Source organism: Streptomyces doebereineriae (assembly GCF_031845645.1).
Lineage (GTDB): Bacteria > Actinomycetota > Actinomycetes > Streptomycetales > Streptomycetaceae > Streptomyces > Streptomyces canus.
Genome location: NZ_JAVREZ010000002.1, coordinates 316,970 through 341,701 on the forward strand (window position 1 = coordinate 316,970; position 24,732 = coordinate 341,701).

Genomic DNA, 24,732 nt, shown 5'->3' on the forward strand with positions numbered 1-24,732 from the left:
GCGGGACGGGATCTGTCAGGAGCGAGGTGACGTGGTGCGCACGATGTCGTCGATCCTCTGCGCGGCTTCACGGGGTGCCGTCGCATCCGTGTCCACGCGCAGTTCCCACTGAACCCGTGGATGAGCCGCAAGATCGGCCTGAGTGGCGTCCCACGCGGCCAGTCGAGCGGCCGTGTCGGTGTCGCCCCGCTGGGGTGATCGTCGTGCGGTGGTCTCCCTGGAGCACCACAGCAGAACGCGCGCCCAGTGGGCCGGGAAGAAGGCGGTCACCTGCTCCATCCCCGCCATTTGACCGAGGTGGACGACGGGGGCCCTGCTGCCCTCCATGGCCTGATCGAGGCCAGGGCGGTCGACGACGTAGATGTTGCCGTACCGGTCGTTGCGGTAGATGACGTCGCCGCGTGCCTCCAGGGCGGCCAGCTGCTCCGGTGTGCCCATCCGGTAGCCCTCGGTCTTGCCGGTCCCGACCTTCAGGCGGAGGAACGGCACGTACCGCGCGTCGAGTTCGGTGAGTGCCGTCGTGATCGTGTCCTTGCCTGCCGCCGGCGGCCCGTACAGGAGGATGCCTCGCCTCACTGGAACACCGTGCCGAAGACCTGGCGCACCTGGTCCGTGAGCGATATCGCGGCGCCGAGCCGGTTGTCGACAACCAAGTGCGGCACGACGGGCCGCAGTTCAAGGTCGATACCGGCGGCGTACGTGTCCCAGTTCTGGAGTTTCCAGCTGTCCCGGGCGGCGGACCTGAAGGTGATGTACTCGTGCATCGTGTCCAGGTCGCACTGAATCCAGACGACAGCCACGGTGACGCCGCGCGCTTCACAGCGATTGATCAGGCGGCCCATCCACCGAGGGTCGGTGCTCTCGGTGATGAACGGTGCGCTCAGGACCGTGCTGATCGCGCAGTCGATGTTCGCGTACGCGGTCTCCAGCAGGCACTGGTACTCCAGCGGGCGGACCTTCTCCCGGTAGAGGTCGGTGTGCCGGTCATTGGGGTCACTGCCCATCTCTACGAGGAGGCGCTCGACGAGGGGACGCGTGATCGGATCCTTGTCGAGGACGGGCCAACCAGTGAGCTGGGATATGAAGCGGGCGAACTCCGATTTCCCGCTGCCGGCGTAGCCACCGACCATCAGCAGCGTCGGTTTGTTCGGGTCGCCGCCAGTGTGACGGCGCTTCCAGGCGTCGAGGATTCGCTGCTGTACGCCCTGCCCGTCGGCTTCCTCCGTACCCGGCGACAGTTGGAGCAACGCGCGCTCCACGGCCAGCACATGGGCCCCGTTGTGCGGTTCGCTCGACGCGGTGAACTTGAGCTTCCTGGCCTCGTCGGGCAGGGCATTGCGGAAGCCGAGTTCGGGCTCGGTCGCGCGATACAACAGGCAGTACGCGCGGCGGTAGTGCGGACCGGGGTAGACCTCGCCCTGCTCGTGCTGCCACAGCGTCTGAAAGTTGGCGGCCGGCACTGTGAGTTTCGCGGCCCGAGCCACCTCACGCAGCTGCTCTCCCGCGCCCTCCAGCGTCAGGCCGTGGGCTTCGCGTTGCTGCCTCAATCTGTCCGGGCGCCAGCCCGGCCGACTCTTCCCCACCGCGCCTACCGCCTGCCCATCTCTGGTCATGATCCGGAGCCTAGGTCAGCCTCTCATGAGCGCGTGTGCAAGCGGATGTTGAAAAGTCAGACCACCCAACCATGAGCCGATGATGAACCGCTTCGGCAACGGCTCGTGATACTCCGAGCGCGCCCGGACCGCTGTCATGGTCACACCGACGCGGTCATCGTCTACCCGCCTCGGTCTCCAGTATCCGTACGAGATCGAAGGGGGCTCCGCAGTGGCTGTCGAAGGTGCTGTCCGGCTGATGACCAAGCCGTCATCCCCTGAGGAGCCGGGGCGGCAGCCAGAGAATTTCCAGCCGTTGAGCTCGGGCCACTCGCCCATCACGCAATTCAGCCCCTAATGACGTGCGCCCAAAAGCGTCACAGCATCCATCTCATTCGGCCAGCAGGAAGGTGTTCTCGTGATACCCATGCATCATCTCATCGTGGTCGGTTTCGATGAGATCGTCGCCAACAAGTATCTGCCATGCATTCGCGCTGCCATCAAGTCCGGCCACATCGACTCCTATTCCATCATCGACTTGGAGTCGCAGCGGCCGGAGATCGACAGGCGTATCCAGACGGCGAGCGTGAAGCCGCGAGGAGTCATTTACCTGCCGGATTCCGGCGACCGTGCACGGGAGACACCGCAAGAGCTCATCACGGCCGCCGTCCAACGCCTGCGAGTCCCCGGCGTACCGACGAAGGTGTACATCGCCACGGAGGTACGGGCTCACGAGGCATACCTCCGGTTCTGCGTGGAGAACCACATCGACTCGCTGGTCGAGAAGCCCGTACTGGCTCCGGTCGTGGACGGCCGGTTCAAGCCGTCGTACATCACGAAGACCATGGAGGAACTCATCGGTGTCGCTGCCGGATCTTCCGCGGAGCACTCGGTGATGACACTGAGCCGGTACCACCAGATCTACAACCAGAAGGTTGTTGCGTCGCTCAGGGAACGGATGGAGCGGTGGGAAGCCCCTCTGACTTCCTTCCATCTCCGGGCCGCGGGCGGCGTGTGGAACCTCCAGCGGGAGTTCGAAAGCCGCGACGACCACCCGTACAAGTACGGCTACGGGATGATGATGCACGGCGCGTACCACTACGTGGATCTCGCGACCCAAATCCTGTCTCTCAACGCGGAAGTGTTCCCCGAGCGCCAACTCAGGCTGGAGATCAGCTCCTTCGGCGCCTTTCCGATCGACCAGCACCAGCGCATCTCGCAGCCGATCGCCAGCGGGTTCCAGGACGACGGCGCGCGATGGTCGGCGGACTCAGATGCCGGATTGCGTTTCGGCGAGACAGACGTGACCTCCACGCTCCGCCTCTTGGATGCGGTGACAGGTAGGACCATCTCGCTCGGGACCTTGTCCTTCGAGCAGACCACCCCCTCCATCCGGAGCTGGGGCGAACTCCCGGAGGGCCTCTACAACGTCAATGGCCGTACGTCGAGCGTCGACCTTGAGGCCCAGCTGTCGACACTGTTCTCCACCCACGTTCACTGCTACGACATCCCCCGCGGAGCCAGCGCGGACGGGATCGACGCGTTCGCCCGCGTGACCACCCGCGCCAACGCCGCGCTGCTGCGCGACGAGCAGTACGTGTCGGAGGAGTCGTTCGACGGGTTGTTCCACAGCGACAGCAACCGGCGGCTCATGGAGCACTGGTTGCGCGGCTCCGAGCGGCGCAGCTCCCTCGCGAGCCATCTCCGGCCCATGCAGGTCACCGAGGCGCTCGCCTCGTCGGTGCTCACCCCGGGGCGCCTGGTTGCGGTGCCCTTCTAGGCCCCGGCTGCTCCAAACCAACAGGTCACAGAGGAGTTACCCATGAATCACCCAGTTTCGAGGGCATCCGTGCATGCCTTTTACGCGGACGCGATCCTGCACGGCCGGAACACCGCGGAGAACCTCCAGGCCGCCACCTCGGAGCGGTTCAACACGCTCCTGGAATCCATCGGAGACGCAACCCCCCGCACCGCACTGGATCTGGGGTACGGAGCCGGGACCTACACCATCGCCTTAGCACGCGCAGGATTCCGCGTCATAGCCGTCGATCAGGTTCCCAGCGACTCGCTTCTTCACCGCATCGACGGCACAAGTGATTGGGCCCACCGGATCGACCCACGGGAGTGCCTCGCCGAGAACTTCGCCATCGACCAGGACTTCGGGGTCATCGTCGCAAAGGATGTCCTGCACTACCTCGCGAGACGCGACGTCGAGTCCCTCCTCACGACCGCGGTCGCTCACGCGCGCGGGGCGAACTACCACTACCTCGAAGTCTTCACAGGGATCAGCCGCAGGTCCTCGGACGGCCGCCTGCTGCGCATCGAGGGGGAGGCCGACTACTCCCCGGACTGCTTCGGACACGTCATCGAGCAGATCTACGACGGCTGGGACCTCACGCTGCTCTGGTCCGAGCACGCGGAACAGGACAGCCGAACCGGGCGCAACTGCTTCGAGGCGACCCGGGCCACCGTCATCGCCGCCAACCCGGCCGCCTGATCAGAGACAGGGAGAAATGCCGTGAAGTCGAGCACGCCTGAGGGGATCAGCTTCGTCATCCCCTGCTTCAACTCGGGGGACTATCTCTTGGAGGCCGTGGCGTCCCTGATCGAGCAGCCCCACGTGTTCCCGTATGAAGTCGTGGTCGTGGATGACGGCTCCGACGACCAGCGCACGCTTCGTGCCATCGCGCAGTGCGCCGGGCGCGCCGGTGTCCGCATCGTCCAGCAGGAGCACAGCGGGCACCATGCGGCCAGGAACGCCGGCATCGAAGCCGCAAGCTTCGAGTACGTGATGCAGCTTGACGCAGACGACCGGCTCGCCACGGGTCCTGAGCTGCTGAAGGCCGGCAGCTACCCGGACAGAGCCGTCAAGCTCCTCAAGACGCACCAGCACGTCGCTTTCGCCCACACCATGTCCCGGATGATCGGCGACTTCGACGGGCTCACCATCTCCTCCTACCCGTGCCGAGAGGAGCTGGTCCTGCGCAAGCACCACGTACCCACCTCGATCGTCTGCCGCCGAGACGACGCCATCCACGGCGGTCTCTACGACCCGGACGTACGGAAGTGGGGGGACTGGGCGTTCGCTGTGAACCTCCTCGCCGGACGATTCCGCAGAGGCGAGGCCAACCACATCGTGTGCATCGCCGGCCCGCTGCACGAGTACCGGGTCCATTCGCGGACACAACGGGTCTCCAACGCCGAGATCTCCGAGTTCGACATGACCCTGCTGGTGGTGGAGAGGAACCTCGATCTGTTCCGGTACCACTTCAACCGCGACGACACCGCGGAGGACATCACGCGCCTCGTCCTCGCCTCGAAGCCGTCCCGGCTCGTCGACCTGATCCGGATGGCCGAGTTCGACCTCGAACAGGCCCTGACGGTCGCCCGGCAGCGGCAGTTCTCTCTGGCGAGCCCCTTCGAGGGTCTGGGAATCCCGTAGGGAGAGGCCACCTCACGAAGGCAGCCCCGGACTGTGTGTCCGGGGCTGCCTTCTCTGGTCTGGCTCCTACGCGGGCGGCAGGTTACTGATCTGGTCCTGCAGCCGGACGATGTCCCCTTCGGCCTTCGTCAGGCGGGTACGGATCTTCTCGACCACGCTGTCCGGGGCCTTCGCCAGGAACGCCTCGTTACCGAGCTTGGCCTTCGCCTGGGCCTTCTCCTTCTCGGCCGCAGCGAGGTCCTTGGCCAGCCGCTTGCGCTCGGCCGCGACGTCGATCGTGCCCGACAGGTCGAGCGCCACCGTGGCGCCGGCAACCGGGAGGGTCGCCGTGGCACTGAAGCCGTCACCCTCAGGCTGGAGCCGGAGCAGCTGACGGATGGCGGCCTCATGGGCAGCGAGCTGCGTACCTGCCAGGTCCAGACGGGCAGGGACCTTCTGCCCGGGCTGCAGGCCCTGGTCCGAGCGGAAGCGGCGAACCTCGGTGATCACCTGCTGGAGACTCTCGATCTCCGCCTCGGCCGCGGCATCGCGGAAGCCGCTGTCCCCCGGCCAGTCGGCGATCACGACGGACTCACGGCCGGTGAGCGTGGTCCACAGCGTCTCCGTCACGAACGGAACGATGGGATGCAGCAGGCGCAGCGTCACGTCCAGGACCTCGCCCAGGACGCGTGCCGAGACCTTGGCCGCCTCGCCGCCGGCCATGAACGTCGTCTTGGACAGCTCGACGTACCAGTCGAAGACCTCGTCCCACGCGAAGTGGTACAGGGCATCGGCGAGCTTCGCGAACTGGTAGTCGTCGTAGTACGCGTCCGCCTCGGCCACGACGGTGTTCAGCCGGGACAGGATCCAGCGGTCCGTGGCCGACAGCTGCTCGGCCGGGGGCAGCTCGCCCTCGATCGTGGCGCCGTTCATCATCGCGAACCGCGTCGCGTTCCAGATCTTGTTGGCGAAGTTCCGGGACGCCTGGACCCAGTCCTCGCCAATCGGCACGTCGGTACCGGGGTTGGCGCCCCGCGCGAGCGTGAACCGCAGAGCGTCGGAGCCGTACTTGTCCATCCAGTCCAGCGGATTGACCGTGTTGCCGAACGACTTCGACATCTTCTTGCCGTGCTCGTCACGGACCATGCCGTGGAACGCGATGGTGTGGAAGGGGATCTCGCCGTCCATCGCGTACAGGCCGAACATCATCATCCGCGCGACCCAGAAGAACATCAGGTCGTACCCGGTGACCATGGCCGAGTTCGGATAGAACTTGGCCAGGTCTGCGGTCTTCTCCGGCCAGCCCAGCGTGGAGAAGGGCCACAGGCCGGACGAGAACCAGGTGTCGAGGACGTCTGTGTCCTGCTCCCAGCCCTCGCCGGTCGGCGGCTGTTCGTCGGGGCCGACGCACACGGTCTCGCCGTTGGGGCCGTGCCAGACGGGGATGCGGTGGCCCCACCACAACTGCCGTGAGATGCACCAGTCGTTGAGGTTGTCGACCCAGTCGAAGTAGCGCTGCGACAGGTCGGCGGGGTGGATGTTCACCCGACCGTCGCGGACGGCGTCTCCCGCGGCCTTGGCGAGCGTCTCGACCTTCACCCACCACTGCAGGGACAGCCGCGGCTCAAGGGTCGTCTTGCAGCGCGAGCAGTGGCCCACCGAGTGGACGTACGGCCGCTTCTCCGCGACGATCCGGCCGTCGGCGCGCAGCGCGGCGACGATCGCGGAACGCGCCTCGAAACGATCAAGCCCCTCGAAAGGCCCATGGGCCGTGATGACACCGCGCTCGTCCATGACGGTCAGCGATTCCAGGCCGTGCCGCTGGCCGATGGCGAAGTCGTTTGGATCATGGGCGGGCGTGACCTTGACGGCACCGGTGCCGAACTCCGGGTCGACGTGCGTGTCGGCGACGACGGGGATCGTGCGGCCCGTCAGCGGCAGCGCGATGCGCTTGCCGACCAGGTGCTTGTACCGCTCGTCGTCCGGGTGGACGGCGACCGCGGTGTCACCGAGCATGGTCTCCGCACGCGTGGTGGCGACGACGACCGCGTCGTCCCCCTCGCCGTACTTGATGGAGACGAGCTCGCCGTCGTCGTCCTGGTAGTCGACCTCGATGTCCGAGATGGCTGTCAGGCAGCGCGGGCACCAGTTGATGATGCGCTCGGCGCGGTAGATCAGGCCGTCGTCGAACATCTTCTTGAAGACGGTCTGGACGGCACGGGACAGACCCTCGTCCATGGTGAAACGGTCACGGCTCCACGCGACGCCGTTGCCCAGGCGCCGCATCTGGCCGGCGATCTGCCCACCGGACTCGGCCTTCCACTGCCAGACCCGCTCGACGAACGCCTCACGACCCAGGTCGTGGCGGGACTTGCCTTCCTTGGCGAGCTCCCGCTCGACGACGTTCTGCGTCGCGATGCCGGCGTGGTCCATGCCGGGCTGCCACAGCGTCTCGTAGCCCTGCATGCGCTTGCGGCGGGTGAGGGCGTCGATCAGCGTGTGCTCGAAGGCGTGGCCCAGGTGGAGGGAGCCGGTGACATTGGGCGGCGGGATGACGATGGTGTACGCGGGCTTGTCGCTCTTCGCGTCAGCTTCGAAGTAACCGCGCTCTACCCAGCGCTTGTACAGCGTCCCCTCTACCTCGGCCGGCGTGTATTGGGTCGGCAGTTCGGGGGCGCTGTTAGGCCCGCTGTCGGGGCGCTGAGAGTTGTCGGTCACGACGGCCATTCTATGGGCCCGACGTCTCTGCACTTGCCCGGCTTTCCGCCTCAAGATCAGCGGGAGGCAAGGCATGCGAAAGGCCGCACGGATACGATTCAAGTGTGACCAAGAACGCTCCCGTGCGGCCTCTTTGAGTTTACCTCTTTCCGGGCTGCCGTTCTGCCGCACGGTGACGAATCATGGCTGGACCAGGTGCTGATGTGACCCACGCCAGCACCCTCGCGCCGTCCGCCGTCACACAAGCCCGCGCCGAAGAGCGCGCCGCCTTCCGGCACCCCTGGGCCACCGGTTACGGGCCGCTCACGCTGCTCGGGCAGTCATGGGACTCCCGGTGATACCTGGGGATCGCCGAGCACGGTTACGTCCGCACCCTGCACGTCGTCACCGCGCTGACCCCGCTGAGGGGGGCGCGGCGGGCCTGCTGGCGTCATGGAGGGCGGCCGCTATCGGCGCCGCCCGTATCCACGCCTTGGGCCTACGCCTGCACAGACGTGCCGTGGCCGCCGTCCTGGCCCTTCTCTGGGGCCTGCTGCCGCATTCGGTCGTGCTGGGTGCCGACCGCCCTCGCCGGGCCCGTGAGGCCCAACGAGAGGGTGCAGTGGCCTCGAGCAAGCCGAAAAGTTACCCACAGGCTGTGGACGGGCGCCGCACTCGCCCCACTCGGCCGGCTCGCCTACTCGTGCTTCCTGCTGCCGACGTTCCCGCTGCTGCCGCTCGAGCGAGCGCCGACGGCGACAGCCCGGCCCCGGCACGCGGCCGTGGTGGCCGGTGCCCTGGCCGGGCTGTCGTTCGCCTACGGCGCGTATCCGGTCGTGATCGCCGATACGCCCCGGTAGCGGGAGGACGCCTACTCGTCGTCCTCGGGCTTGTCGGCGTCGTTGACGTCCTCCTCGAGGCCGAGCTGTTCGACGAGCCACTTGTCGAACTCGATGGCGGCGCGCACCCAGCTGACCGTCGAGGAGACGAAGTGCTCCAGGCTGACGCCGGTACCGATGAGCATCTGCGCCTCGCCGATCAGACGGACGGTGCCGTCGTCATGGGTGTGGCTGTAGACCTTGGGCCACAGGGTGCGCCGGTTCCAGTCGTCGATGGACTCCAGAAGCAGCGGCTTCTCGTCGATCTGGTGGGGCCGGTCGTAAAACGTCCGCACCGAGAAGACCTGCTGGTCACCCTCGCCGCGGAACATGAAATACGTACGGAACTGCTCCCACGGCGCCGCGAGGTCACCCTCGTCGTCGACGACATACTTCAGCTCCATCTGGTCGAGGAGCTGCTTCACAAGATCCTGATCCGGGACGACGGGGCCCGCCGGTCCTTGCTGCGGCTCGGGCTGGCCCCCGAAGTTCGGAATCGAGGACGGGTCGATGGTCACCGTGAATTTCCCTTCGTACGGATTCCGCCATCCTCCCCCATCCGGGGAGGGGGGTGGCAAGCCCAGACGGAACCTGTCCTCCCAGGGCTGACATGATCCGGTCAGCCACAGAAAACAGAGGTCGAAGAAACGGGGAACACATGACACAGACGGAGACCGAAACGGTGCCGGACCAGGTCCTGCCGGGCAGGACCAGATGGGGCGTCTTCACGGCGATCCTGGCCGTGCCGACCCTGGTGGTGGCGGGCCTGATCGCGCTGCTGGTCGCCTGGCTGTTCACGGACGACTCGGTCGACACGGGCGTCCGGAAGGTCGCGTGCGCCGAGGCGTTCGCGTACGGCGGGGCGAAGCCGCCGACCGGGGCGCGCGACCTCGCGTGTGTGCTGGAGGCCGCGCAGGACCCCCGGTACGAGGCCCGCTTCCGGCTGCGGAGCGCCCAGGTGAGCGCCTGGGTGGCGGCGAGCTACCCGGACGGGCCCGGACTGCGGAACGTCCAGTGCGACGGTGCCGAGACCTACGCGTGCATGAACCGGGGCCCGGTCGCCGGGCAGAGCTCCTCCGTGCAACTGGAGGTCACCCACGACGGGCCGAACTGGTCCGAGGTGCGGTTCGTGGCGTTCACGCCGTGACGAGGGGGCGCCGCCGCCCCCTCGTCACCACCGCGCTCAGAGCGTCTTGCCGGTCGCCGGTCCCACGATCAGGCCGTCGCCGAAGGCGTCCACCCGGACCGTGTCGCCGTCCTTGACCTCGCCGGACAGGATCTCCTTGGCGAGGCGGTCGCCGATGGCGGTCTGGACGAGGCGGCGCAGCGGGCGGGCGCCGTAGGCCGGGTCCATGCCCTCGACGGCGAGCCAGTCCAGGGCCGCGTCGGTGACCTCCAGGGTGAGCCGGCGCTCGGCGAGACGCTGGGCGAGCCGGTTGATCTGGAGCCGCGCGATCCGGCCGAGCTCGTCCTTGCTGAGGGCCGAGAAGACGACCAGGTCGTCGAGCCGGTTGAGGAACTCCGGCTTGAAGGAGGCCCGGACCACCTCCAGGACCTGTTCCTTCTTCTCCGTCTCGCTGGTGATCGGGTCGACCAGGAACTGGCTGCCCAGGTTGGACGTCAGCACCAGAATCGCGTTGCGGAAGTCGACCGTGCGGCCCTGACCGTCCGTCAGACGCCCGTCGTCCAGCACCTGGAGCAGAATGTCGAAGACCTCCGGGTGCGCCTTCTCCACCTCGTCGAGGAGCACGACGCTGTACGGCCGCCTGCGCACCGCCTCGGTCAGCTGACCGCCCTCCTCGTAGCCGACGTAGCCGGGGGGCGCGCCGACGAGCCGGGAGACGGTGTGCTTCTCGCCGTACTCGCTCATGTCGATGCGGACCATCGCCCGCTCGTCGTCGAAGAGGAAGTCGGCGAGGGCCTTGGCGAGTTCGGTCTTGCCGACACCGGTCGGGCCGAGGAAGAGGAAAGAGCCGGTGGGCCGGTCCGGGTCGGAGATCCCGGCCCGGGTGCGCCGTACGGCGTCGGACACGGCCCGCACGGCCTCGCTCTGGCCGATGAGCCGCTTGCCCAACTCCTCTTCCATGCGCAGCAGTTTCTGCGTCTCGCCCTCCAGCAGGCGGCCCGCCGGGATGCCGGTCCAGGCGGCGACGGTGTCGGCGATGTCGTCGGAGCCGACCTCCTCCTTGACCATGGTGTCCTTGGAGACCTCCTCCTCGGCCTCGGACGCGGCCTCCAAGTCCCGTTCCAGGGTGGGGATCTCGCCGTAGAGCAGCTTGCTGGCGGTGTCGAAGTCGCCGTCGCGCTGGGCGCGTTCGGCCTGGCCGCGCAACTCGTCCAGCTTTTCCTTCAGTTCACCGACCCGGTTGAGGGACTGCTTCTCCTTCTCCCAGCGGGCGGTCAGGCCCCGCAGCTCCTCCTCCTTGTCGGCGAGGTCGCGGCGCAGCCGCTCCAGGCGCTCACGGGAGGCCGGGTCGGTCTCCTTGACCAGCGCGAGCTCCTCCATCTTCAACCGGTCGACACCGCGCTGGAGTTCGTCGATCTCCAGGGGCGAGGAGTCGATCTCCATGCGCAGCCGGGAGGCCGCCTCGTCGACGAGGTCGATGGCCTTGTCGGGCAGGAAGCGGGAGGTGATGTACCGGTCGGAGAGGGCCGCCGCGGCCACCAGCGCGCTGTCGGCGATCTGGACCTTGTGGTGGGCCTCGTAGCGCCCCTTGAGCCCGCGCAGGATGGCGATGGTGTCCTCGACCGTCGGCTCGGCCACCAGCACCTGCTGGAAGCGCCGCTCCAGGGCGGGGTCCTTCTCGATCCGCTCGCGGTACTCGTCGAGGGTCGTCGCACCCACCATCCGCAGCTCACCGCGGGCCAGCATGGGCTTGAGCATGTTGCCGGCGTCCATGGAGGAGTCCCCGCCGGCGCCCGCACCCACGACCGTGTGCAGCTCGTCGATGAAGGTGATGATCTGCCCGTCGGAGTCCTTGATCTCCGCGAGGACGGTCTTCAGCCGCTCCTCGAACTCACCGCGGTACTTGGCGCCGGCCACCATGGCGCTCAGATCGAGCGATACGAGCCTCTTGTCCTTGAGCGACTCGGGCACGTCCCCCTTGACGATGCGCTGGGCGAGCCCCTCGACGACGGCCGTCTTGCCGACGCCGGGCTCACCGATGAGAACGGGATTGTTCTTCGTACGGCGGCTGAGCACCTGCACGACCCGGCGGATCTCCTGGTCGCGGCCGATGACGGGGTCGAGCTTGCCCTCCCGTGCGGCGGCGGTGAAGTCTGTCCCGAACTTCTCCAGGGCCTTGTACTGCCCCTCGGGGTCGGCGGTGGTCACCCTGCGCCCTCCTCTGGCCTTCTGGAAGGCGTCGACCAGCTTCTTCGGGGTGGCCCCCTGCTGGGTGAGCACGTCGGCGGCCGGTCCGCCCTTGGCGGCGATGCCGACGAGCAGGTGTTCGGTGGAGAGGTACTCGTCACCGAGATCATTGGCGCGGGCCTGCGCGTCGGCGATGACGGAGAGCAGGTCGCGGTTGGGCTGCGGCGGCGCGACGGTGGACCCGGCCACGCTGGGCAGCGAGCCGAGCACCTTCTCGGCCCCGACCCGCACGGCGGCCTGGTCGGCGTCGACGGCGGCGAGCAGATCGACGATGTTCTCGTTGTCCTGCCCCTGGAGCAGAGCGAGGAGCAGGTGGGCGGGGGTGAGGTCCGGGTGTCCCTCGGTCACGGCCCGGTTGCTGGCCGCGTTGATCGCGTCCCGGCTCCGGTTGGTCAGCTCGGCATCCACGTGTCCGTACTCCTCCTCGGTGTCAGCTCCTGTACCGACTCCTGTTACTGACTCAGTCAGCGTACATAAAGTTGAGTCTATTCCACTCAAGGCGGTCTGCGGGAGGAATGGGGGACTAGCTTCCCGGCATGACCACCTACACCCAGGATCCGAGTGCCCCGGACCCGTCGTTCCTCAGCTTCTGGCGGGAACGGCATCTGTGCACACTGACGACACCGCGCCCGGACGGGAGCCCGCACGTGGTGCCCGTCGGGGTGACATACGACCCCGAGGCCCGTCTTGCTCGGGTGATCGCGAGCCGGACGAGCGCGAAGGTACGGCACGTGCTGGCGGCCGGCGAGGGCGGGGCGGCGGTGGCGGTGTGCCAGGTGGCGGGGCCCCGGTGGGCGACGCTGGAGGGGCGGGCGCAGGTCCGCACGGAGCCGGAACGGGTCGCGGAGGCGGTGCGGCGATACGCCGAACGCTATGAACGGACCCCGGCGCCGAACCCGCTGCGGGTGGTCATCGAGATCTCGCTGACGGGCGCGATGGGACGCATTTGAGCCACGGGCCGATCATCCGATACCCGGAAATGTCCCCCAAAACTGCAGCGGCGTCACCGTGTTCAGGTCACGGTGACGCCGCTGCGGGGGGAAGCACCTGAGCGATCTTGTTACGACGGGGGAATCGCGTCAGGCACTGCGGGGGGTGGCTGAGATGGTCCGCGGGGTGGGGGTTTCCGGTTCCACCAGCCGATGGTCTCGTTGGTCCAAATTCACAAAGATCATTCCGTACCGAATGGCACACCGAACGGGCTGCGGCGCCCCCCGAGGCCGCCGCAGACACCGGTACGCCCGCAGGTCCTCGTCGTCGTCCCGCGTGACGACCACCGGCTCACCGAAGACGGTCACCATCAACGAGTCACCGGGGTGGGGGATCGCGGTGACGAGGTCGATGAAGTGCCAGCCGGAGCGGTAGGCGGTGGCCATTTCTCTGCGGAAGGAGCGGTCGTCGGGTGGGGTGGTCATCGCAATCAGTCCCACGAGGTGTCAAGGGGGACGACTGGGGTGTCGTCGCCCGCATCCGCGGCGGTCACAGCGTGCGCGCCACCCACCTTGTGCCCGCTGCTCTCCGTACCAGAGAGGCCAGCCAGTGCTCCGAAGGCCACAACGGTGGAGAAGGCGGCAACAAGTACCGAGCGAAGCATTCTCTTACGCATAGTCGGCTTCGTCCTCACTTGAAGGTCCCCTCTTCCCCCGTCGAGTAAGACGATGGCTCATTCAGGCACGTCATGGCCACACGATCGGTGCATCATGTTCCTGCATGTTCAGGACCCTGGGGGGTGGAAAATTGGGGACAAACGGTACACAAGCGGCACATCCCCACGCCATAACGGAACTCTGCGACGAAGGCGCCCGGCTCTACGCCGGTGCTCTTCGCGCTGGCCGTATCGCTCGCGCGGAGGTGGAGGCGGCTCCGTGTCTGCTGGAGTTCGCCCTCCTGCACCCCGATCCTGACGACGTCACCTGGCTGCGTCCGGTTCCCGCGTCGATCGCCCTCGCCCAGCGCCTCCACCCCCTGGAACGGGAGATCACGGACCGCCGGCGACTGTCCATCCAGCTGGCCGACGCATTCGAGCCGTTCATGAACGTCAGCGCCCAGGACACCGCGAGCACGCATGCCATCAGTGTGCTGGAGGGGCGCGACCGCATCAACGACGCGCTCAACAGCGCGACCTCCGAGTGCCACACCGAGGTCCTCACCGTGCAGCCCGGCGGACGCCGGCGGGAGGGCAACCTCCTGAAGGGACTGGAACGCGACAGACCGCTCATCGAGCGGGGGGTCCGATTCCGTACCCTCTACCAGCACACCGCGCGGCACAGTCCCGAGACCCTGGCCTACGTGGACCAGATGACCTCCAGCGGCAAGGTCGAGATCCGCACGATCGACGAACTCGTGGAGCGGCTCATCATCTGCGACGAGTCCGTGGCGTTCATCCCCATTCAGGAGGACCGGCAGGTCGCTCTGGAGCTGCGGCATCCCGGTCTGGTCCGTTACCTGATCAAGGTCTTCGAGTTCATGTGGGCGCGTGCGGTGCCCCTCAAGAGCGGAACGCCGTACGAAACGGCCTCCGACGGCATCACCGAGATCCAGCACACCATCGCCAAACTCCTGGTGGAGGGCCACGTCGACGAGGCGATCGCCCGGCGGCTGGGGATGAACGTACGCACCTGCCGCGCCCACATCGCCAAACTCGCCACGGCGCTGGGCAGCGGCAGCCGCGCGCAGCTCGGCTTCCTCATCGCCCAGTCGGGCATCCTGACGCCCGACCAGCCGATAGCAGGGGGCGACGACCACCCGTGACAGCAGGAGGGAGTGACCGAGTGATCGCGGTGCCACATCCGGAGCACGGCGTGGAGAACCTGTGCGCGGCAGGGACCGAGTTGTACGCACGTGCCCTGCGCGAGGGGTACGTGCTCGGCGTCGACGCCAAGGAAGCGCCCTGTCTGCTCGACTTCGGTCTCCTGCATCCCGCCGTCACGGACCTGGACAGGCTGGAACCGGTCGCCCCGGCCGTCGCCCTGCACCGCATGCTGCGCATCGCGGAGGAACGCATCGCGGACGAACGACAGCGTGAGGCACGGCTGACCGAGACGTTCGAGCCCCTGATGCGGATCGACGGCCGCCGTACGGGAACCGAGGACTCCTCGATGATCAGCGTCCTCAGCGGGCTCGACCTGATCAGCCGGGTCATCGGCCAGGCCGTGGCCGCCGGCTCCGAACTGCTGGCCGTCCAGCCGAACACCAGCGACAGACACGCCCAGCCGCCCCCGCCCGTGCATGTCGAGGCCTTCGACCGCGACCAGGCCCTGCTCGACCGCGGCGGCCGTATCCGCACGCTCTACCAGCACACCCTGCGCCACGCGCCCAGCGTCGTGGCCCGCTACGAGCGGCTGCACGGCGACGTGGAGGCCCGGAGCCTGGACGAGGTGACGGAGCGTCTGATCATCGTCGACCGGACCGTGGCCTTCATCCCCGCCAACAAGGACCGCACCCTCGCCCTGGAGATCCGTCACCCCGCCCTGGTCTCCTTCTTCGTCACCGCCTTCGACCGGCTGTGGCGGCTGGCCACCCCGATGTACCCCGAAGCGGTGCAGCAGCCCACGCGCAACGGCATCACACCCCGCCAACGGGCCATCGCCGCGCTCCTCGTCGAGGGCCACACCGACGCCGTCATCGCCGACCGCCTCGGCATGAACATCCGCACCGCCCGCGTCCACATCGCCAAGCTCGCGGCGACGCTGGGCAGCGAGAGCCGGGCCCAACTCGGCTACCTCATAGGGCAGTCCGGCCTCCTCGGCCAGGAGGACACGGGCGAGTGACGACGGCGGCGGCCCATCCGGAGCACGGCCCGCAGGACCCGTGCCCTGAAGGCATCGAGCTCTACGAACGCGCCCTGCGCGAGGGCGGGATCGGCCGACAGGAGGCCTCGCCCGTCCCCTGCCTCCTCGACACCGGGCTGCTGCGGCTCGACGCCCGGGACCCCGCCCGGCTGGAAGCCGTACCGCCCGCTCTCGTCCTGCACCGCATGCTCCGCGCCGGCACGGACACCGTGCTGCGGGAGCGGCGGCGTGAGCAGCGGCTCGCCGAGGCGTTCGCGCCGCTCATGCGGATCGACGGGCGGAGCGCGGCGGCCGCGGAGAACCCCTCGATCAGAGTCATCAGCGGTACCGGAGCCATCAACGAGGCCATCACCAAGGCCATGGCCGGCGCCGTACGCGAACTCCTGTGTGTGCAGCCCAACGTCCACTACAGCGACCGGCGGGGCGCCGCCGCCCAGGTCGTCGCGATGGACCGGGACCAGGCGCTCCTGGACCGCGGTGCCCGTATCCGCACCCTGTACCAGCACACCCAGCGCCATATGCCGCTCGTCCTCGCCCGCTACGAACAACTCCGCGGCGACGCCGAGGCCCGCTCCCTGGACGAGGTCACCGACCGGCTCATCGTCGCCGACCGGGACGTGGCGTTCATCCCCGCGGGCGGGGACGGCACGGTCGCGCTGGAGGTCCGGCACCCGGCCCTGGTGGAGTTCCTTGCCGCCACCTTCGACCGGCTGTGGTGGCAGGCCACGCCCATGTATCCGCAGACCGTCCACCGGCCGAGCCTCAACGGCATCACACCCCGCCAACGGGCCATCGCCGGACTGCTCGTCGAGGGCCACACCGACGCCGTCATCGCCGACCGCCTCGGCATGAACATCCGCACCGCCCGCGTCCACATCGCCAAACTCGCCGTCACCCTCGGCAGCGAGAGCCGGGCCCAGCTCGGCTACCTCATCGGACGGTCCGGGATTCTTGACCGGGGAGCGTGATCGAGGACACGGCCGTCGGGCCGTCCAGGCCCACCTGCGCTATCCGGACACCCAGTTGCGTACGACTGGCCGCCCCGAGCGTCTCCGACAGCCGCGCGATATGGGCCCGGCAGGTGCGCACGCTGATCCCCAGCCGTTCCGCGATCACCGCGTCCTGGTGGCCCTCGGCCAGCAGTGCGGCGATGGACTGCTCGCGGTGGGAGATGCCCTCGATGCCGGTGTCCGGGAGGGGGGCCGTGAGAGGGATCGCCAGGCGCCACAGGCGCTCGAAGACCGTCACCAGGTACTCCACCAGCGCCGGGTGCCGCAGCTCCAGGGCGAGGGTGCGGTCGGCGTTCGCGGGGATGAAGGCCACCGTGCGGTCGAAGAGGATCAGCCGGTCGATGACCTCGTCCAGCGTCCGCGCCTGGACCGAACCGCCCATCAACTCCAGGTAGTTCAGGAGCCCTTGACCATGCCGGGCCACATGGGTGTACAAATCCCGCATCCGCACGCCCCGGCCGCGCAGCGCCAGCGCCCGGTGCAGGCCCTCCGTCAGCTCGTGCTCGGGGCGGATGCCGCCGGGCTGGACCGTGAGGACCTCCGTCGTGCACGCCTCGGTGGCCTCGTCCATCGCGGCCTGGATCCGCGAGAGGCCGTCGAGAACCCGGATCGCGGTCCCCTCACCGGCGCCCGGCACGACACTGGGCCCGAGACCGGCGTACCGCTCCACCGCCTCGACCGCCGCCCCCACCCGCTGCTGGCTCGCGCTGACCTCGTCGTAGACGCCGCGCAACAGCCGGGTCATGACCTCCTGCGGTGCCGTCGGCACCAGCCAGTCCATGTCGTCGGGGTCCGGGTGCAGCAGGGCCAGTTCCAGCAGACAGGGCACCGGCTCGGCGTCGGCGCGCGGCACGCGGCCGCGCCGTACGGCCCGGGAGTACACCCGGTCCCCGGCCTCACACAGCCGGTCGGCACCGTGTGGATGGTCGTCCGCCCTGAGCCCGGCCATTGCCCATCCCACCCCCGGTTCCCGCGTCTACCGCCCTCTTGTGCTGTTTCCCCATCGAGGCGTAGAAGCCCCCAGGCTCCGCAACTATGCGCGGACCCGACCCGCTCCGCAACACGGCTCCTCGGGCCGGTGCCGGGAAAAACGGCTGGTATACCCCGTTACCTCCGGGCCTCCGTCGGTCCGTCTGCAACAAGCTGCTCCCGCGCCCGGCCAGGACCGTCCCCGTGCGGAACAACCCGCTCCGCGCGTCAACTCCCGGAAATCACGCAGTGATCATCCCGTTACGTGCCGCACTTAACGTCAGGCCATGGCGGACATATTTGACGCATACGCGTTGGCCGACGCGTGGGACGAGATGTTCGAGCGGCCGGGTGAGGTCAGGACCGCCTACGAGCCGGTGCTGGCCGCACTCCAGCCGATCGAACCGAGCGAACTCAGGTTCCGGGCCGACCAGATGGCCCGGGCGTTCACCGACCGGGGCGTGACCTACGCCTTCGCGGGCGAGGAGCGGCCCTGGCCGCTGGACCTCGTGCCCAGGATCCTCGACGCCCTCGAATGGGATCTCATACAACGCGGGGTCAGCCAGAGAGTCAGAGCCCTGGAGGCCTACCTCGCCGACGCCTACGGACCCGCCCGTGCCTTCGAGGACGGTGTCGTGCCCTGGCGGCTGCTGCTGAACTCCCCGCACTTCCACCGCGCCGCACACGGGCTCGAGCCCACGGGCGGCGTACGCATCCACGTCGCCGGCATCGACCTGGTCCGGGACGAACAGGGCGACTTCCGGGTCCTGGAGGACAACGTCCGGGTTCCCAGCGGCGTGTCGTACGTCATCGAGAACCGGCGGGCCATGACCCGCGTCTTCCCGTCCCTCTTCGCCGAGCAGCATGTGGTCCCCGTCGACGGCTACGCGCAGAAGCTGCTCGCCGCCCTGCGCGCCGCCGCGCCCGACGGCGTCCAGGACCCCCGGGTCGTGGTCCTGACCCCCGGGCCCAGCAACGCCGCCTACTTCGAGCACGCCCTGCTCGCCCGGCTGATGGGCGTGCAGCTGGTCGAGGGGCACGACCTGGTGTGCCGGAGCAACCGGGTGTGGATGCGCACGACACGCGGAGAGGTGCCCGTCCACGTCGTATACCGGCGCCTGGACGACGACTTCCTCGATCCGCTCCACTTCCGCCCCGACTCGGTGATCGGCTGCCCGGGCATCCTCGGTGCGGCCACGGCGGGCCATGTCACCCTCGCCAACGCGGTCGGCAACGGCATCGCGGACGACAAGCTGCTCTACACCTACGTCCCGGACCTGATCCGCTACTACCTCTCAGAGGAACCGATTCTTCCCAATGTGGAGTCCTTCCGGCCCGACGAACCCGGCCAGCTGGAGGCCGTCCTCGACCAGATCGACCGGCTCGTCGTGAAGCCCGTCGACGGGGCCGGCGGCCAGGGCATCGTCATCGGGCCGAAGGCCGACCGCGAAACCCTGGAGAAGACCCGCGAGGCCGTCCGCAAGGACCCCCGCGGTTTCATCGCCCAGCGCCCCGTCGCCCTGTCCACCTCCCCCACCCTGGCGGGCGAACGCATGGCGCCCCGCCACATCGACCTGCGTCCCTTCGCCGTCAACGACGGCAACGACATCTGGGTCCTGCCCGGCGGCCTGACCCGGGTCGCCCTCCAGGAGGGCAACCTGATCGTCAACTCCAGCCAGGGCGGCGGCTCCAAGGACACCTGGGTGCTCGCCGAAGGTCCCGCGGAGCCGCCCACGCCCGCGAACGGGACCGCCCTCCTGGACATCGCCCCACGTCAGCACGGTCCCGACGGCAACCCCACCGTCGTACAGGAAGGGGCCCAGCAGTGAACGACGTGATCCTCTCGCGGATAGCCGAGGCACTGACCTGGACCGGCCGTTACGTCGAGCGGGCGGACAACACCGGCCGCATTCTCGACGCCTACCTCCACCGGCTGCTGGAGGACCCGTGGCGCGACGAGGACGTGGCCTGCCGGTCGCTCTACGCGATCCTCGGCGTCGACGCGGGCGGCACCAGGGTCGACATGCAGCAGGTCCTCGACCAGCTCGCCTTCGACGCCCGCTCGACCTGCTCCATCGAGGGCGCCCTCGGCGCGGCCCGGCTGAACGCCCGCAGCGCCCGTGAGGCCGTCTCCTCGGAGATGTGGGAGTGCCTGAACTCCACCTGGCACGCGCTGGCCGACCAGCGGCTCGCGGCCCGCCGTACGGGCCCCTACGCCTATCTGGAACTCGTACGGCGGCGCGCGGCACTCTTCTTCGGGCTCGCCGACTCCACCATGAGCCGCGACGACAGCTGGCGTTTCGTCGTGCTGGGCCGCAGCCTGGAGCGGGTGGACATGACCGTACGGCTGCTGTCGGTCCGGGTCCTGGACGCGGCCCACGCGCCCGACTGGCCGACCCTGCTGAGCGCGTCGGGCGCCGACGAGGCGTACGCGCGCGTGTACGGCGGTTTCGGCGACACCCCGCGCGTCGCCGAGTTCCTGCTCCTGGACCGCGACTTCCCGCGCTCCGCGCTGCACGCGCTGACGACGGCCGAGGAGTGCCTGACCGCGCTCGGCCGGCCCCGCCAGGACCCCGCGCGCCGCCCGATCGGCCGGATGCGCACCCGTCTCGAATACCTCGACCTGCATGCCCTGGAGGAGCAACTCCCTTTGCTGCTCGGGGACCTGCAAACCGCCTGCATGGCCTCCGCGGAAGCGGTGGCGGAGCGGTTCTTCCCGTACCAGGGGCCCGTCGAGTGGGCCCAGGAAGGAGCGTGAGCATGACCACCACCCCCGCGTCCCGCCGCCTCCGGATCAAGCACACCACGAAGGTCTCGTACGCCCAGCCCGCGGCCTCGTCCCACAACGAGGTCCGCATGACCCCGCTGACCCTGCCCGCCCAGACCACGCTGGACGCCCGGGTCACCGTCAACCCGACCACGCCCACCTGGTCCTACTGGGACTACTGGGGCACCCAGGTCACCGGCTTCGATCTGATGGACCCGCACGGCCATCTCACCATCACGGCCTCCAGCCTGGTCGAGACGTCCCGGCCGGAGCCGCTGCCGGCCGCGCCGACGTGGGACGAGGTGGCCGAACGCATCGCGGGGTCCCGCCTGTTGGAGTTCGCGAACCCGACGGGCCGTACGACGGTCCCGCCCAAGCTGATCAAGAAGGCCCGGAAGGCGGCGGCCGGTCTCGACCCGCACGAGACGGCGGTCGCGGTGTCGGCGCTGGTCGCCGACCGGGTGTCGTACCTCCCCGGCGCGACCAGCGTGAACACCTCCCCCGCGGAGGCCTGGGAGCAGGGCGCCGGCGTCTGCCAGGACATCACCCATCTCACCGTCGCCCTGCTGCGGGGCGCCGGCCTCCCGGCCCGCTATGTCTCCGGCTACCTCCACCCGGAACGCGACGCCGAACTCCACCGGCCCGTCGCCGGGGAGAGCCACGCCTGGATCGAGTACTGGGCGGGCGACTGGTGCGGCTACGACCCCACCAACCGCGTCCGCGCCGACGAGTCCCACGTGGTGGTGGCACGGGGGCGCGACTACGACGACGTGACGCCCCACAAGGGCATCTACCGGGGCGTGCCCGGGGGATCGCCGGAGGTCACGGTGGAGTTCACGCGGGTGGCGTGAGCGGGCGGGCGGAGGGTCGGTTCCCTCCGCCCCGATACGGCTACTTCAGGCCCGCCGCCGCGCAGTCGCTCTTGAACTGCGCGGTGCAGATGTCCTTGATCGTGTAGATGCCGTCCTTGACGACCGTGCTCTTGATGTTGTCCTTCGTCAGGGCGACGACCTGGACGAGCTGGGCCGGGATGTTCTTGTTCGTGGGGCTGTCGACGCTGTCCGTGGCGAGGGCGTCGAACTGGATGCCCTTGCCCTGGACCTTCATGACGGCCATCTCGGCGGCGGCCTCGGCCTCACCCGGGTACGGCTTGTAGACGCTCATGTACTGCGCGCCCGAGACGATCCGCTGCACCGCGGCCAGCTCCGCGTCCTGGCCGGTGATCGGCGGGATGTTCGTCATGCCCGCGTCCTCCATCGCCTGGATGGCGGCGCCGGCCATGGCGTCGTTGGCGGAGTAGACGGCCTTGATGTTGCCCTTGCCGATCGCGCTGATCGCCTCGGTCATGTCCTTCTGGGCGGTCTCCGGCTTCCAGCCGTCGACGTCGTAGGTCTTGGCGATCGTCACCTTGCCGTTGAGCTCGGACATCGCGCCCGCCTTGAACTGTCCGGCGTTCGGGTCGGAGGGCGAGCCGTTGATCATGACGATCTTGTCGGAGGTGTCGATGCCCGAGCCGATCGCCTCGACGAGGGAGCGGCCCTGCACCTCGCCGACGAGTTCGTTGTCGAAGGAGACGTACGCGTCGATCGGGCCCTCGGCGAGGCGGTCGTAGGCGATGACCGGAATGCCCGCGTCCTTGGCCTTCGTCACCATGCCCGCGATGGCGTGCGAGTCCACGGCGTCCAGCAGGATGACGTCGACCTTCTCGTCGATCATCTGCTGCATCTGGGTGGCCTGCTTCTTGGCGTCGGCCTCGCCGTTGGCGTAGAGGGTCTTGCCCTTCTTGTCCGTGAGCTCGGCGACCTTCCGCTGGATGATCGGGTAGTCGAACTCCTCGTAGCGGGTGTTCGTCTTCTCCGGCATCAGCACACCCACGGTGATGTCGTCGCCCTTGGTCGGGCTCGCCTCGCTCCCGCTCGCGGCGCCGAGCGCGCCGCAGGCGGCCAGCGAGAAGGTCATCGTGGACGCGGCCACGGCTATGGCGATACGACGCATGGGGCTGCTCACTTCTGGTGCATTCAGGACGCGGGCGCGGCATTGCGGCCCATGTGACTGAAAAGCCAACGCGGGGCCGCCCACCGACGTCAAGCGGAATCACTTAACGAGTGCGCAACGCCACTCTCCGCCGATGGTGTGAAGACTTGGCGCGAACACTAGTACAACCAACTTCACACCTCGCGAGTCGTGATCACAGCAGCCGCACAACTGCTGTTCCCCGTACGACCAGAGGACCGAACGAAGTCAGCCAGACGGACGACCGCCACCGCCGTCGTCCTCGCCACCGCCGGCACCCTCGTCACCCTGACGTCGGCCCCCGTCTCGGCGGCCGTGGCGTGTGCCTCGCCCGTGTTCAAGCGGCAGTTCTACGCGAACACGAGCCTGTCCGGCACCCCGAAGAAGACGGACTGCGACACCGCGATCGACCAGAGCTGGAGCGGCGCCCCCGTCTCCGGGCTGCCCAAGGACGACTTCGGCGCCCGCTGGACCGTGACCCGCGACTTCGGCTCCGGCGGGCCCTTCGCGCTCGGCGCCACCGGTCTGGACGGCATCCGCGTGTACGTCGACGGCGTCCGCAGGATCGACCTGTGGAAGAACGTCTCCACCACGGTCAAGAAGACCGCGAACGTGACGATCCCGTCCGGCAGGCACACCCTGCGGATCGACTACACCAACTGGACCGGCGCCGCCAAGGTCAAGGTCACCTAGGCGAAGAACAAGGAGATGCACCTCGCCGGCTACCGGGTCTACCGGCGCCCGAAGGGCACCTCCTTCGGCAGCAAGCCGCTCACGACGACCACCTCGACGTCGTACACCGACAGCGCCCTGCCGGTGACCGGCGACACGTACTACTACGAGGTCCGCGCCTACGACAAGGCGGGCAACGAGTCGGGCGGCACCGCCGACCAGGCCGTGACCACGGCCGACCGCACCGGACCGGCCGCGGCGACCGGGACGACCGCGCTGGGCACCACGGCGGGCAACTCCGTCACCTGGCAGGCGTCCTCGTCGAAGGACGTCGAGCACTACGAGGTGTGGGCCGCGCGCAATGGCGATCCCGACCCGGACGGGCCCGAGATCGTGTCCGGTACGTCGTTCCTCGACCGGCTCGCGGAGGCGGGGGTGCCGTACCTCTACACGATCCAGGCCGTCGACGGCGCGAACAACCACTCGCCGGTCTCGGCCCCGGTGACCGTCACCCGTCCCGTCGCCTCGGCGGTGCCCGCCCCGACCGCAGTCACCGGTACGCCCGCCGACGCGTCCACCGAGGTGACGTGGACGGCGGCCGACGCCACCGGCTACCGCGTCTACCGCCGTACCGACGTCAACGGCGCCTGGAGCCTGCTGGGCACCGCGTCCGGCACGTCGTACGAGGACACCTCCGCCCCGAAGGGCAAGGCCTTCTACTACGTGGCCGCCGTCGACACCCAGGGCGCCGACTCGGTGCCCTCCACCGAGGTCACCGTCGACCGGCTCACCCCGGCCACCGCGACCGGCCCGGCCGCACCGAAGCTGACCCTGGTCACGAACGGGATACCGGCGCGCTCCCCCATCCAGGTCACGGCGGCCCCCGGCGCGGGTGACGAGGGACGCCTCCTGAAGGGCTGGTCCTGGGAGATCTCGGGCGCCTGCGGATCCAGCGGCACCCAGTTCTCCACCACCGGCACCCTCTCCTGGACGGCCCCCTGGAACGGCCCCTGCGTCGCCGAGGTGTACGCCGTGGACGCAGACGGCACATGAGAAGGGGCCCGGAGAGATCTCCGGGCCCCTGCCTCCGTGGCTGTGCCTAGTCCTTGGTCCGCTTGGGCCGCCACACCACCAGCGCGCTGGTCTGCTGGACCTCCTGGTACGGCACCAGGTCACGGCGGTACGACGCGTGCACCGCCGCCTCGCGCTGCTGCATGGCCGCCGCGGCGCCCTCTACGGCGGCCTGGAGCTCGGCCACCCTCGACTGGAGGGCGGCGACCTGGTTCTCCAGTTCGATGATGCGCTTGATGCCGGCGAGGTTGATGCCCTCGTCCTGCGACAACTGCTGGACGGTGCGCAGCAGTTCGATGTCGCGGGCCGAGTAGCGCCGGCCCCGGCCCGGGGTGCGGTCCGGGGACACCAGACCCAGACGGTCGTACTGGCGCAGTGTCTGCGGGTGCAGGCCGGACAGCTGGGCCGCCACCGAGATGACGTAGACCGGGGTCTCCTCGGTCAGTTCATACGGGTTGCGTCGACGGCCGTCCATCTC

At 68.8% G+C, this 24,732-nt stretch carries 22 protein-coding genes and 1 pseudogene; 14 read left to right on the forward strand and 9 right to left on the reverse strand.

Going from position 1 to position 24,732, the window contains the following annotated elements; translation table 11 throughout:
• Window positions 1-15: 15 nt before the first annotated feature.
• The gene (locus RNB18_RS06995; RefSeq protein ID WP_311713260.1) at window positions 16-576 is read right to left on the reverse strand and encodes a phosphotransferase-like protein; all 561 of its coding nucleotides are present in this window, start codon (window positions 574-576) and stop codon (window positions 16-18) included.
• On the reverse strand, window positions 573-1,613 hold the full coding sequence (locus RNB18_RS07000; RefSeq protein WP_311713261.1) for an AAA family ATPase: 1,041 nt from the start codon (window positions 1,611-1,613) through the stop codon (window positions 573-575). The genes RNB18_RS06995 and RNB18_RS07000 overlap by 4 nt, the downstream gene beginning before the upstream one ends.
• A 406-nt stretch (window positions 1,614-2,019) precedes the next feature.
• Between RNB18_RS07000 and RNB18_RS07005 the strand changes: the two genes are divergently transcribed.
• From RNB18_RS07005 to RNB18_RS07015, 3 genes are read left to right on the forward strand one after another with little or no spacing between them, the layout of a single operon-like run.
• Window positions 2,020-3,372, forward strand: coding sequence for a hypothetical protein (locus RNB18_RS07005; RefSeq protein ID WP_311713262.1), 1,353 nt, complete (start codon window positions 2,020-2,022; stop codon window positions 3,370-3,372).
• A gap of 42 nt (window positions 3,373-3,414) precedes the next feature.
• Entirely contained in the window at window positions 3,415-4,089 is a 675-nt protein-coding gene (locus RNB18_RS07010; RefSeq protein WP_311713263.1) for a class I SAM-dependent methyltransferase, read from the forward strand.
• A 21-nt stretch (window positions 4,090-4,110) separates the two neighbouring features.
• The gene (locus RNB18_RS07015; protein ID WP_311713264.1) at window positions 4,111-5,034 is read left to right on the forward strand and encodes a glycosyltransferase family 2 protein; all 924 of its coding nucleotides are present in this window, start codon (window positions 4,111-4,113) and stop codon (window positions 5,032-5,034) included.
• Window positions 5,035-5,100: 66 nt separating this feature from the next.
• On the opposite strand, the gene RNB18_RS07020 is transcribed toward RNB18_RS07015, so the two are convergent.
• Entirely contained in the window at window positions 5,101-7,731 is a 2,631-nt protein-coding gene (locus RNB18_RS07020) for a valine--tRNA ligase (protein WP_311713265.1), read from the reverse strand.
• Between the two features lie 203 nt (window positions 7,732-7,934).
• On the opposite strand from RNB18_RS07020, the gene RNB18_RS07025 reads away from it, so the two are divergent.
• Together RNB18_RS07025 and RNB18_RS07030 are read left to right on the forward strand one after the other, a co-directional pair.
• Window positions 7,935-8,069 (forward strand): hypothetical protein, encoded by a 135-nt coding sequence (locus RNB18_RS07025; protein WP_311713266.1) that lies wholly within the window; start codon window positions 7,935-7,937, stop codon window positions 8,067-8,069.
• A 258-nt stretch (window positions 8,070-8,327) separates the two neighbouring features.
• Window positions 8,328-8,570, forward strand: a complete 243-nt coding sequence (locus RNB18_RS07030) for a hypothetical protein (protein ID WP_311713267.1) — start codon at window positions 8,328-8,330, stop codon at window positions 8,568-8,570.
• 11 nt (window positions 8,571-8,581) lie between these two features.
• Here RNB18_RS07030 and RNB18_RS07035 read toward each other — a convergent pair whose 3' ends face one another.
• The gene (locus RNB18_RS07035) at window positions 8,582-9,106 is read right to left on the reverse strand and encodes a YbjN domain-containing protein (protein ID WP_266561918.1); all 525 of its coding nucleotides are present in this window, start codon (window positions 9,104-9,106) and stop codon (window positions 8,582-8,584) included.
• A 140-nt stretch (window positions 9,107-9,246) separates the two neighbouring features.
• On the opposite strand from RNB18_RS07035, the gene RNB18_RS07040 reads away from it, so the two are divergent.
• Window positions 9,247-9,735, forward strand: coding sequence for a hypothetical protein (locus RNB18_RS07040; protein ID WP_311713268.1), 489 nt, complete (start codon window positions 9,247-9,249; stop codon window positions 9,733-9,735).
• 36 nt (window positions 9,736-9,771) lie between these two features.
• Here the strand turns inward: RNB18_RS07040 and clpB are convergent, their stop codons facing one another.
• Window positions 9,772-12,369: an ATP-dependent chaperone ClpB gene (gene clpB / locus RNB18_RS07045; protein WP_266561921.1), complete on the reverse strand. Its 2,598-nt coding sequence runs from the start codon at window positions 12,367-12,369 to the stop codon at window positions 9,772-9,774.
• Between the two features lie 128 nt (window positions 12,370-12,497).
• Here clpB and RNB18_RS07050 point away from each other — a divergent pair, with 128 nt between their 5' ends.
• Window positions 12,498-12,911, forward strand: a complete 414-nt coding sequence (locus RNB18_RS07050) for a pyridoxamine 5'-phosphate oxidase family protein (protein WP_311713269.1) — start codon at window positions 12,498-12,500, stop codon at window positions 12,909-12,911.
• 129 nt (window positions 12,912-13,040) lie between these two features.
• Here RNB18_RS07050 and RNB18_RS07055 read toward each other — a convergent pair whose 3' ends face one another.
• Window positions 13,041-13,376 carry a Rieske (2Fe-2S) protein gene (locus tag RNB18_RS07055; protein WP_266561923.1) on the reverse strand — a complete coding sequence of 112 codons (336 nt, stop codon included), beginning with the start codon at window positions 13,374-13,376 and terminating at the stop codon, window positions 13,041-13,043.
• Window positions 13,377-13,671: 295 nt separating this feature from the next.
• On the opposite strand from RNB18_RS07055, the gene RNB18_RS07060 reads away from it, so the two are divergent.
• The 3 genes from RNB18_RS07060 to RNB18_RS07070 are packed head-to-tail and all read left to right on the forward strand — an operon-like array spanning window position 13,672 to window position 16,720.
• Entirely contained in the window at window positions 13,672-14,712 is a 1,041-nt protein-coding gene (locus RNB18_RS07060; protein ID WP_266561924.1) for a helix-turn-helix domain-containing protein, read from the forward strand.
• A 20-nt stretch (window positions 14,713-14,732) separates the two neighbouring features.
• Complete coding sequence (locus RNB18_RS07065) at window positions 14,733-15,731, forward strand: helix-turn-helix transcriptional regulator (protein ID WP_266561925.1); 999 nt, start codon at window positions 14,733-14,735, stop codon at window positions 15,729-15,731.
• Window positions 15,728-16,720: a helix-turn-helix transcriptional regulator gene (locus tag RNB18_RS07070; RefSeq protein WP_311713270.1), complete on the forward strand. Its 993-nt coding sequence runs from the start codon at window positions 15,728-15,730 to the stop codon at window positions 16,718-16,720. The genes RNB18_RS07065 and RNB18_RS07070 overlap by 4 nt, the downstream gene beginning before the upstream one ends.
• Here RNB18_RS07070 and RNB18_RS07075 read toward each other — a convergent pair.
• Window positions 16,683-17,711 carry a helix-turn-helix transcriptional regulator gene (locus RNB18_RS07075; protein ID WP_311713271.1) on the reverse strand — a complete coding sequence of 343 codons (1,029 nt, stop codon included), beginning with the start codon at window positions 17,709-17,711 and terminating at the stop codon, window positions 16,683-16,685. The two genes, RNB18_RS07070 and RNB18_RS07075, sit on opposite strands and share 38 nt — an antisense overlap.
• Window positions 17,712-18,018: 307 nt before the next feature.
• Between RNB18_RS07075 and RNB18_RS07080 the strand changes: the two genes are divergently transcribed.
• From RNB18_RS07080 to RNB18_RS07090, 3 genes are read left to right on the forward strand one after another with little or no spacing between them, the layout of a single operon-like run.
• Complete coding sequence (locus tag RNB18_RS07080; RefSeq protein ID WP_311713272.1) at window positions 18,019-19,560, forward strand: circularly permuted type 2 ATP-grasp protein; 1,542 nt, start codon at window positions 18,019-18,021, stop codon at window positions 19,558-19,560.
• Complete coding sequence (locus RNB18_RS07085) at window positions 19,557-20,489, forward strand: alpha-E domain-containing protein (RefSeq protein WP_057614677.1); 933 nt, start codon at window positions 19,557-19,559, stop codon at window positions 20,487-20,489. Before RNB18_RS07080 ends, RNB18_RS07085 begins: the two co-directional genes overlap by 4 nt.
• A 2-nt stretch (window positions 20,490-20,491) precedes the next feature.
• On the forward strand, window positions 20,492-21,349 hold the full coding sequence (locus RNB18_RS07090; RefSeq protein ID WP_311713273.1) for a transglutaminase family protein: 858 nt from the start codon (window positions 20,492-20,494) through the stop codon (window positions 21,347-21,349).
• 40 nt (window positions 21,350-21,389) lie between these two features.
• On the opposite strand, the gene RNB18_RS07095 is transcribed toward RNB18_RS07090, so the two are convergent.
• On the reverse strand, window positions 21,390-22,493 hold the full coding sequence (locus tag RNB18_RS07095; RefSeq protein WP_062049363.1) for a sugar ABC transporter substrate-binding protein: 1,104 nt from the start codon (window positions 22,491-22,493) through the stop codon (window positions 21,390-21,392).
• Window positions 22,494-22,682: 189 nt separating this feature from the next.
• Here RNB18_RS07095 and RNB18_RS07100 point away from each other — a divergent pair.
• Window positions 22,683-23,438 (forward strand): annotated as a pseudogene (locus RNB18_RS07100) (PA14 domain-containing protein); the annotation flags it as partial.
• Between the two features lie 844 nt (window positions 23,439-24,282).
• On the opposite strand, the gene RNB18_RS07110 reads toward RNB18_RS07100, so the two are convergent.
• Window positions 24,283-24,729 (reverse strand): heat shock protein transcriptional repressor HspR, encoded by a 447-nt coding sequence (locus tag RNB18_RS07110; protein ID WP_311713276.1) that lies wholly within the window; start codon window positions 24,727-24,729, stop codon window positions 24,283-24,285.
• Between the last annotated feature and the right edge of the window lie 3 nt (window positions 24,730-24,732).

Excerpts from the sequence above, each read along its gene's own strand:
- RNB18_RS07060 (WP_266561924.1), top strand. The coding sequence starts at position 13,672 with ATGTTCAGGACCCTGGGGGGTGGAAAATTGGGGACAAACGGTACACAA.
- RNB18_RS07055 (WP_266561923.1), bottom strand. The coding sequence starts at position 13,376 with ATGACCACCCCACCCGACGACCGCTCCTTCCGCAGAGAAATGGCCACC.
- RNB18_RS07095 (WP_062049363.1), bottom strand. The coding sequence starts at position 22,493 with ATGCGTCGTATCGCCATAGCCGTGGCCGCGTCCACGATGACCTTCTCG.
- RNB18_RS07090 (WP_311713273.1), top strand. The coding sequence starts at position 20,492 with ATGACCACCACCCCCGCGTCCCGCCGCCTCCGGATCAAGCACACCACG.
- RNB18_RS07040 (WP_311713268.1), top strand. The coding sequence starts at position 9,247 with ATGACACAGACGGAGACCGAAACGGTGCCGGACCAGGTCCTGCCGGGC.
- RNB18_RS07075 (WP_311713271.1), bottom strand. The coding sequence starts at position 17,711 with ATGGCCGGGCTCAGGGCGGACGACCATCCACACGGTGCCGACCGGCTG.
- RNB18_RS07050 (WP_311713269.1), top strand. The coding sequence starts at position 12,498 with ATGACCACCTACACCCAGGATCCGAGTGCCCCGGACCCGTCGTTCCTC.
- RNB18_RS07005 (WP_311713262.1), top strand. The coding sequence starts at position 2,020 with ATGCATCATCTCATCGTGGTCGGTTTCGATGAGATCGTCGCCAACAAG.
- RNB18_RS07110 (WP_311713276.1), bottom strand. The coding sequence starts at position 24,729 with ATGGACGGCCGTCGACGCAACCCGTATGAACTGACCGAGGAGACCCCG.
- RNB18_RS07000 (WP_311713261.1), bottom strand. The coding sequence starts at position 1,613 with ATGACCAGAGATGGGCAGGCGGTAGGCGCGGTGGGGAAGAGTCGGCCG.
- RNB18_RS07010 (WP_311713263.1), top strand. The coding sequence starts at position 3,415 with ATGAATCACCCAGTTTCGAGGGCATCCGTGCATGCCTTTTACGCGGAC.
- RNB18_RS07080 (WP_311713272.1), top strand. The coding sequence starts at position 18,019 with ATGGCGGACATATTTGACGCATACGCGTTGGCCGACGCGTGGGACGAG.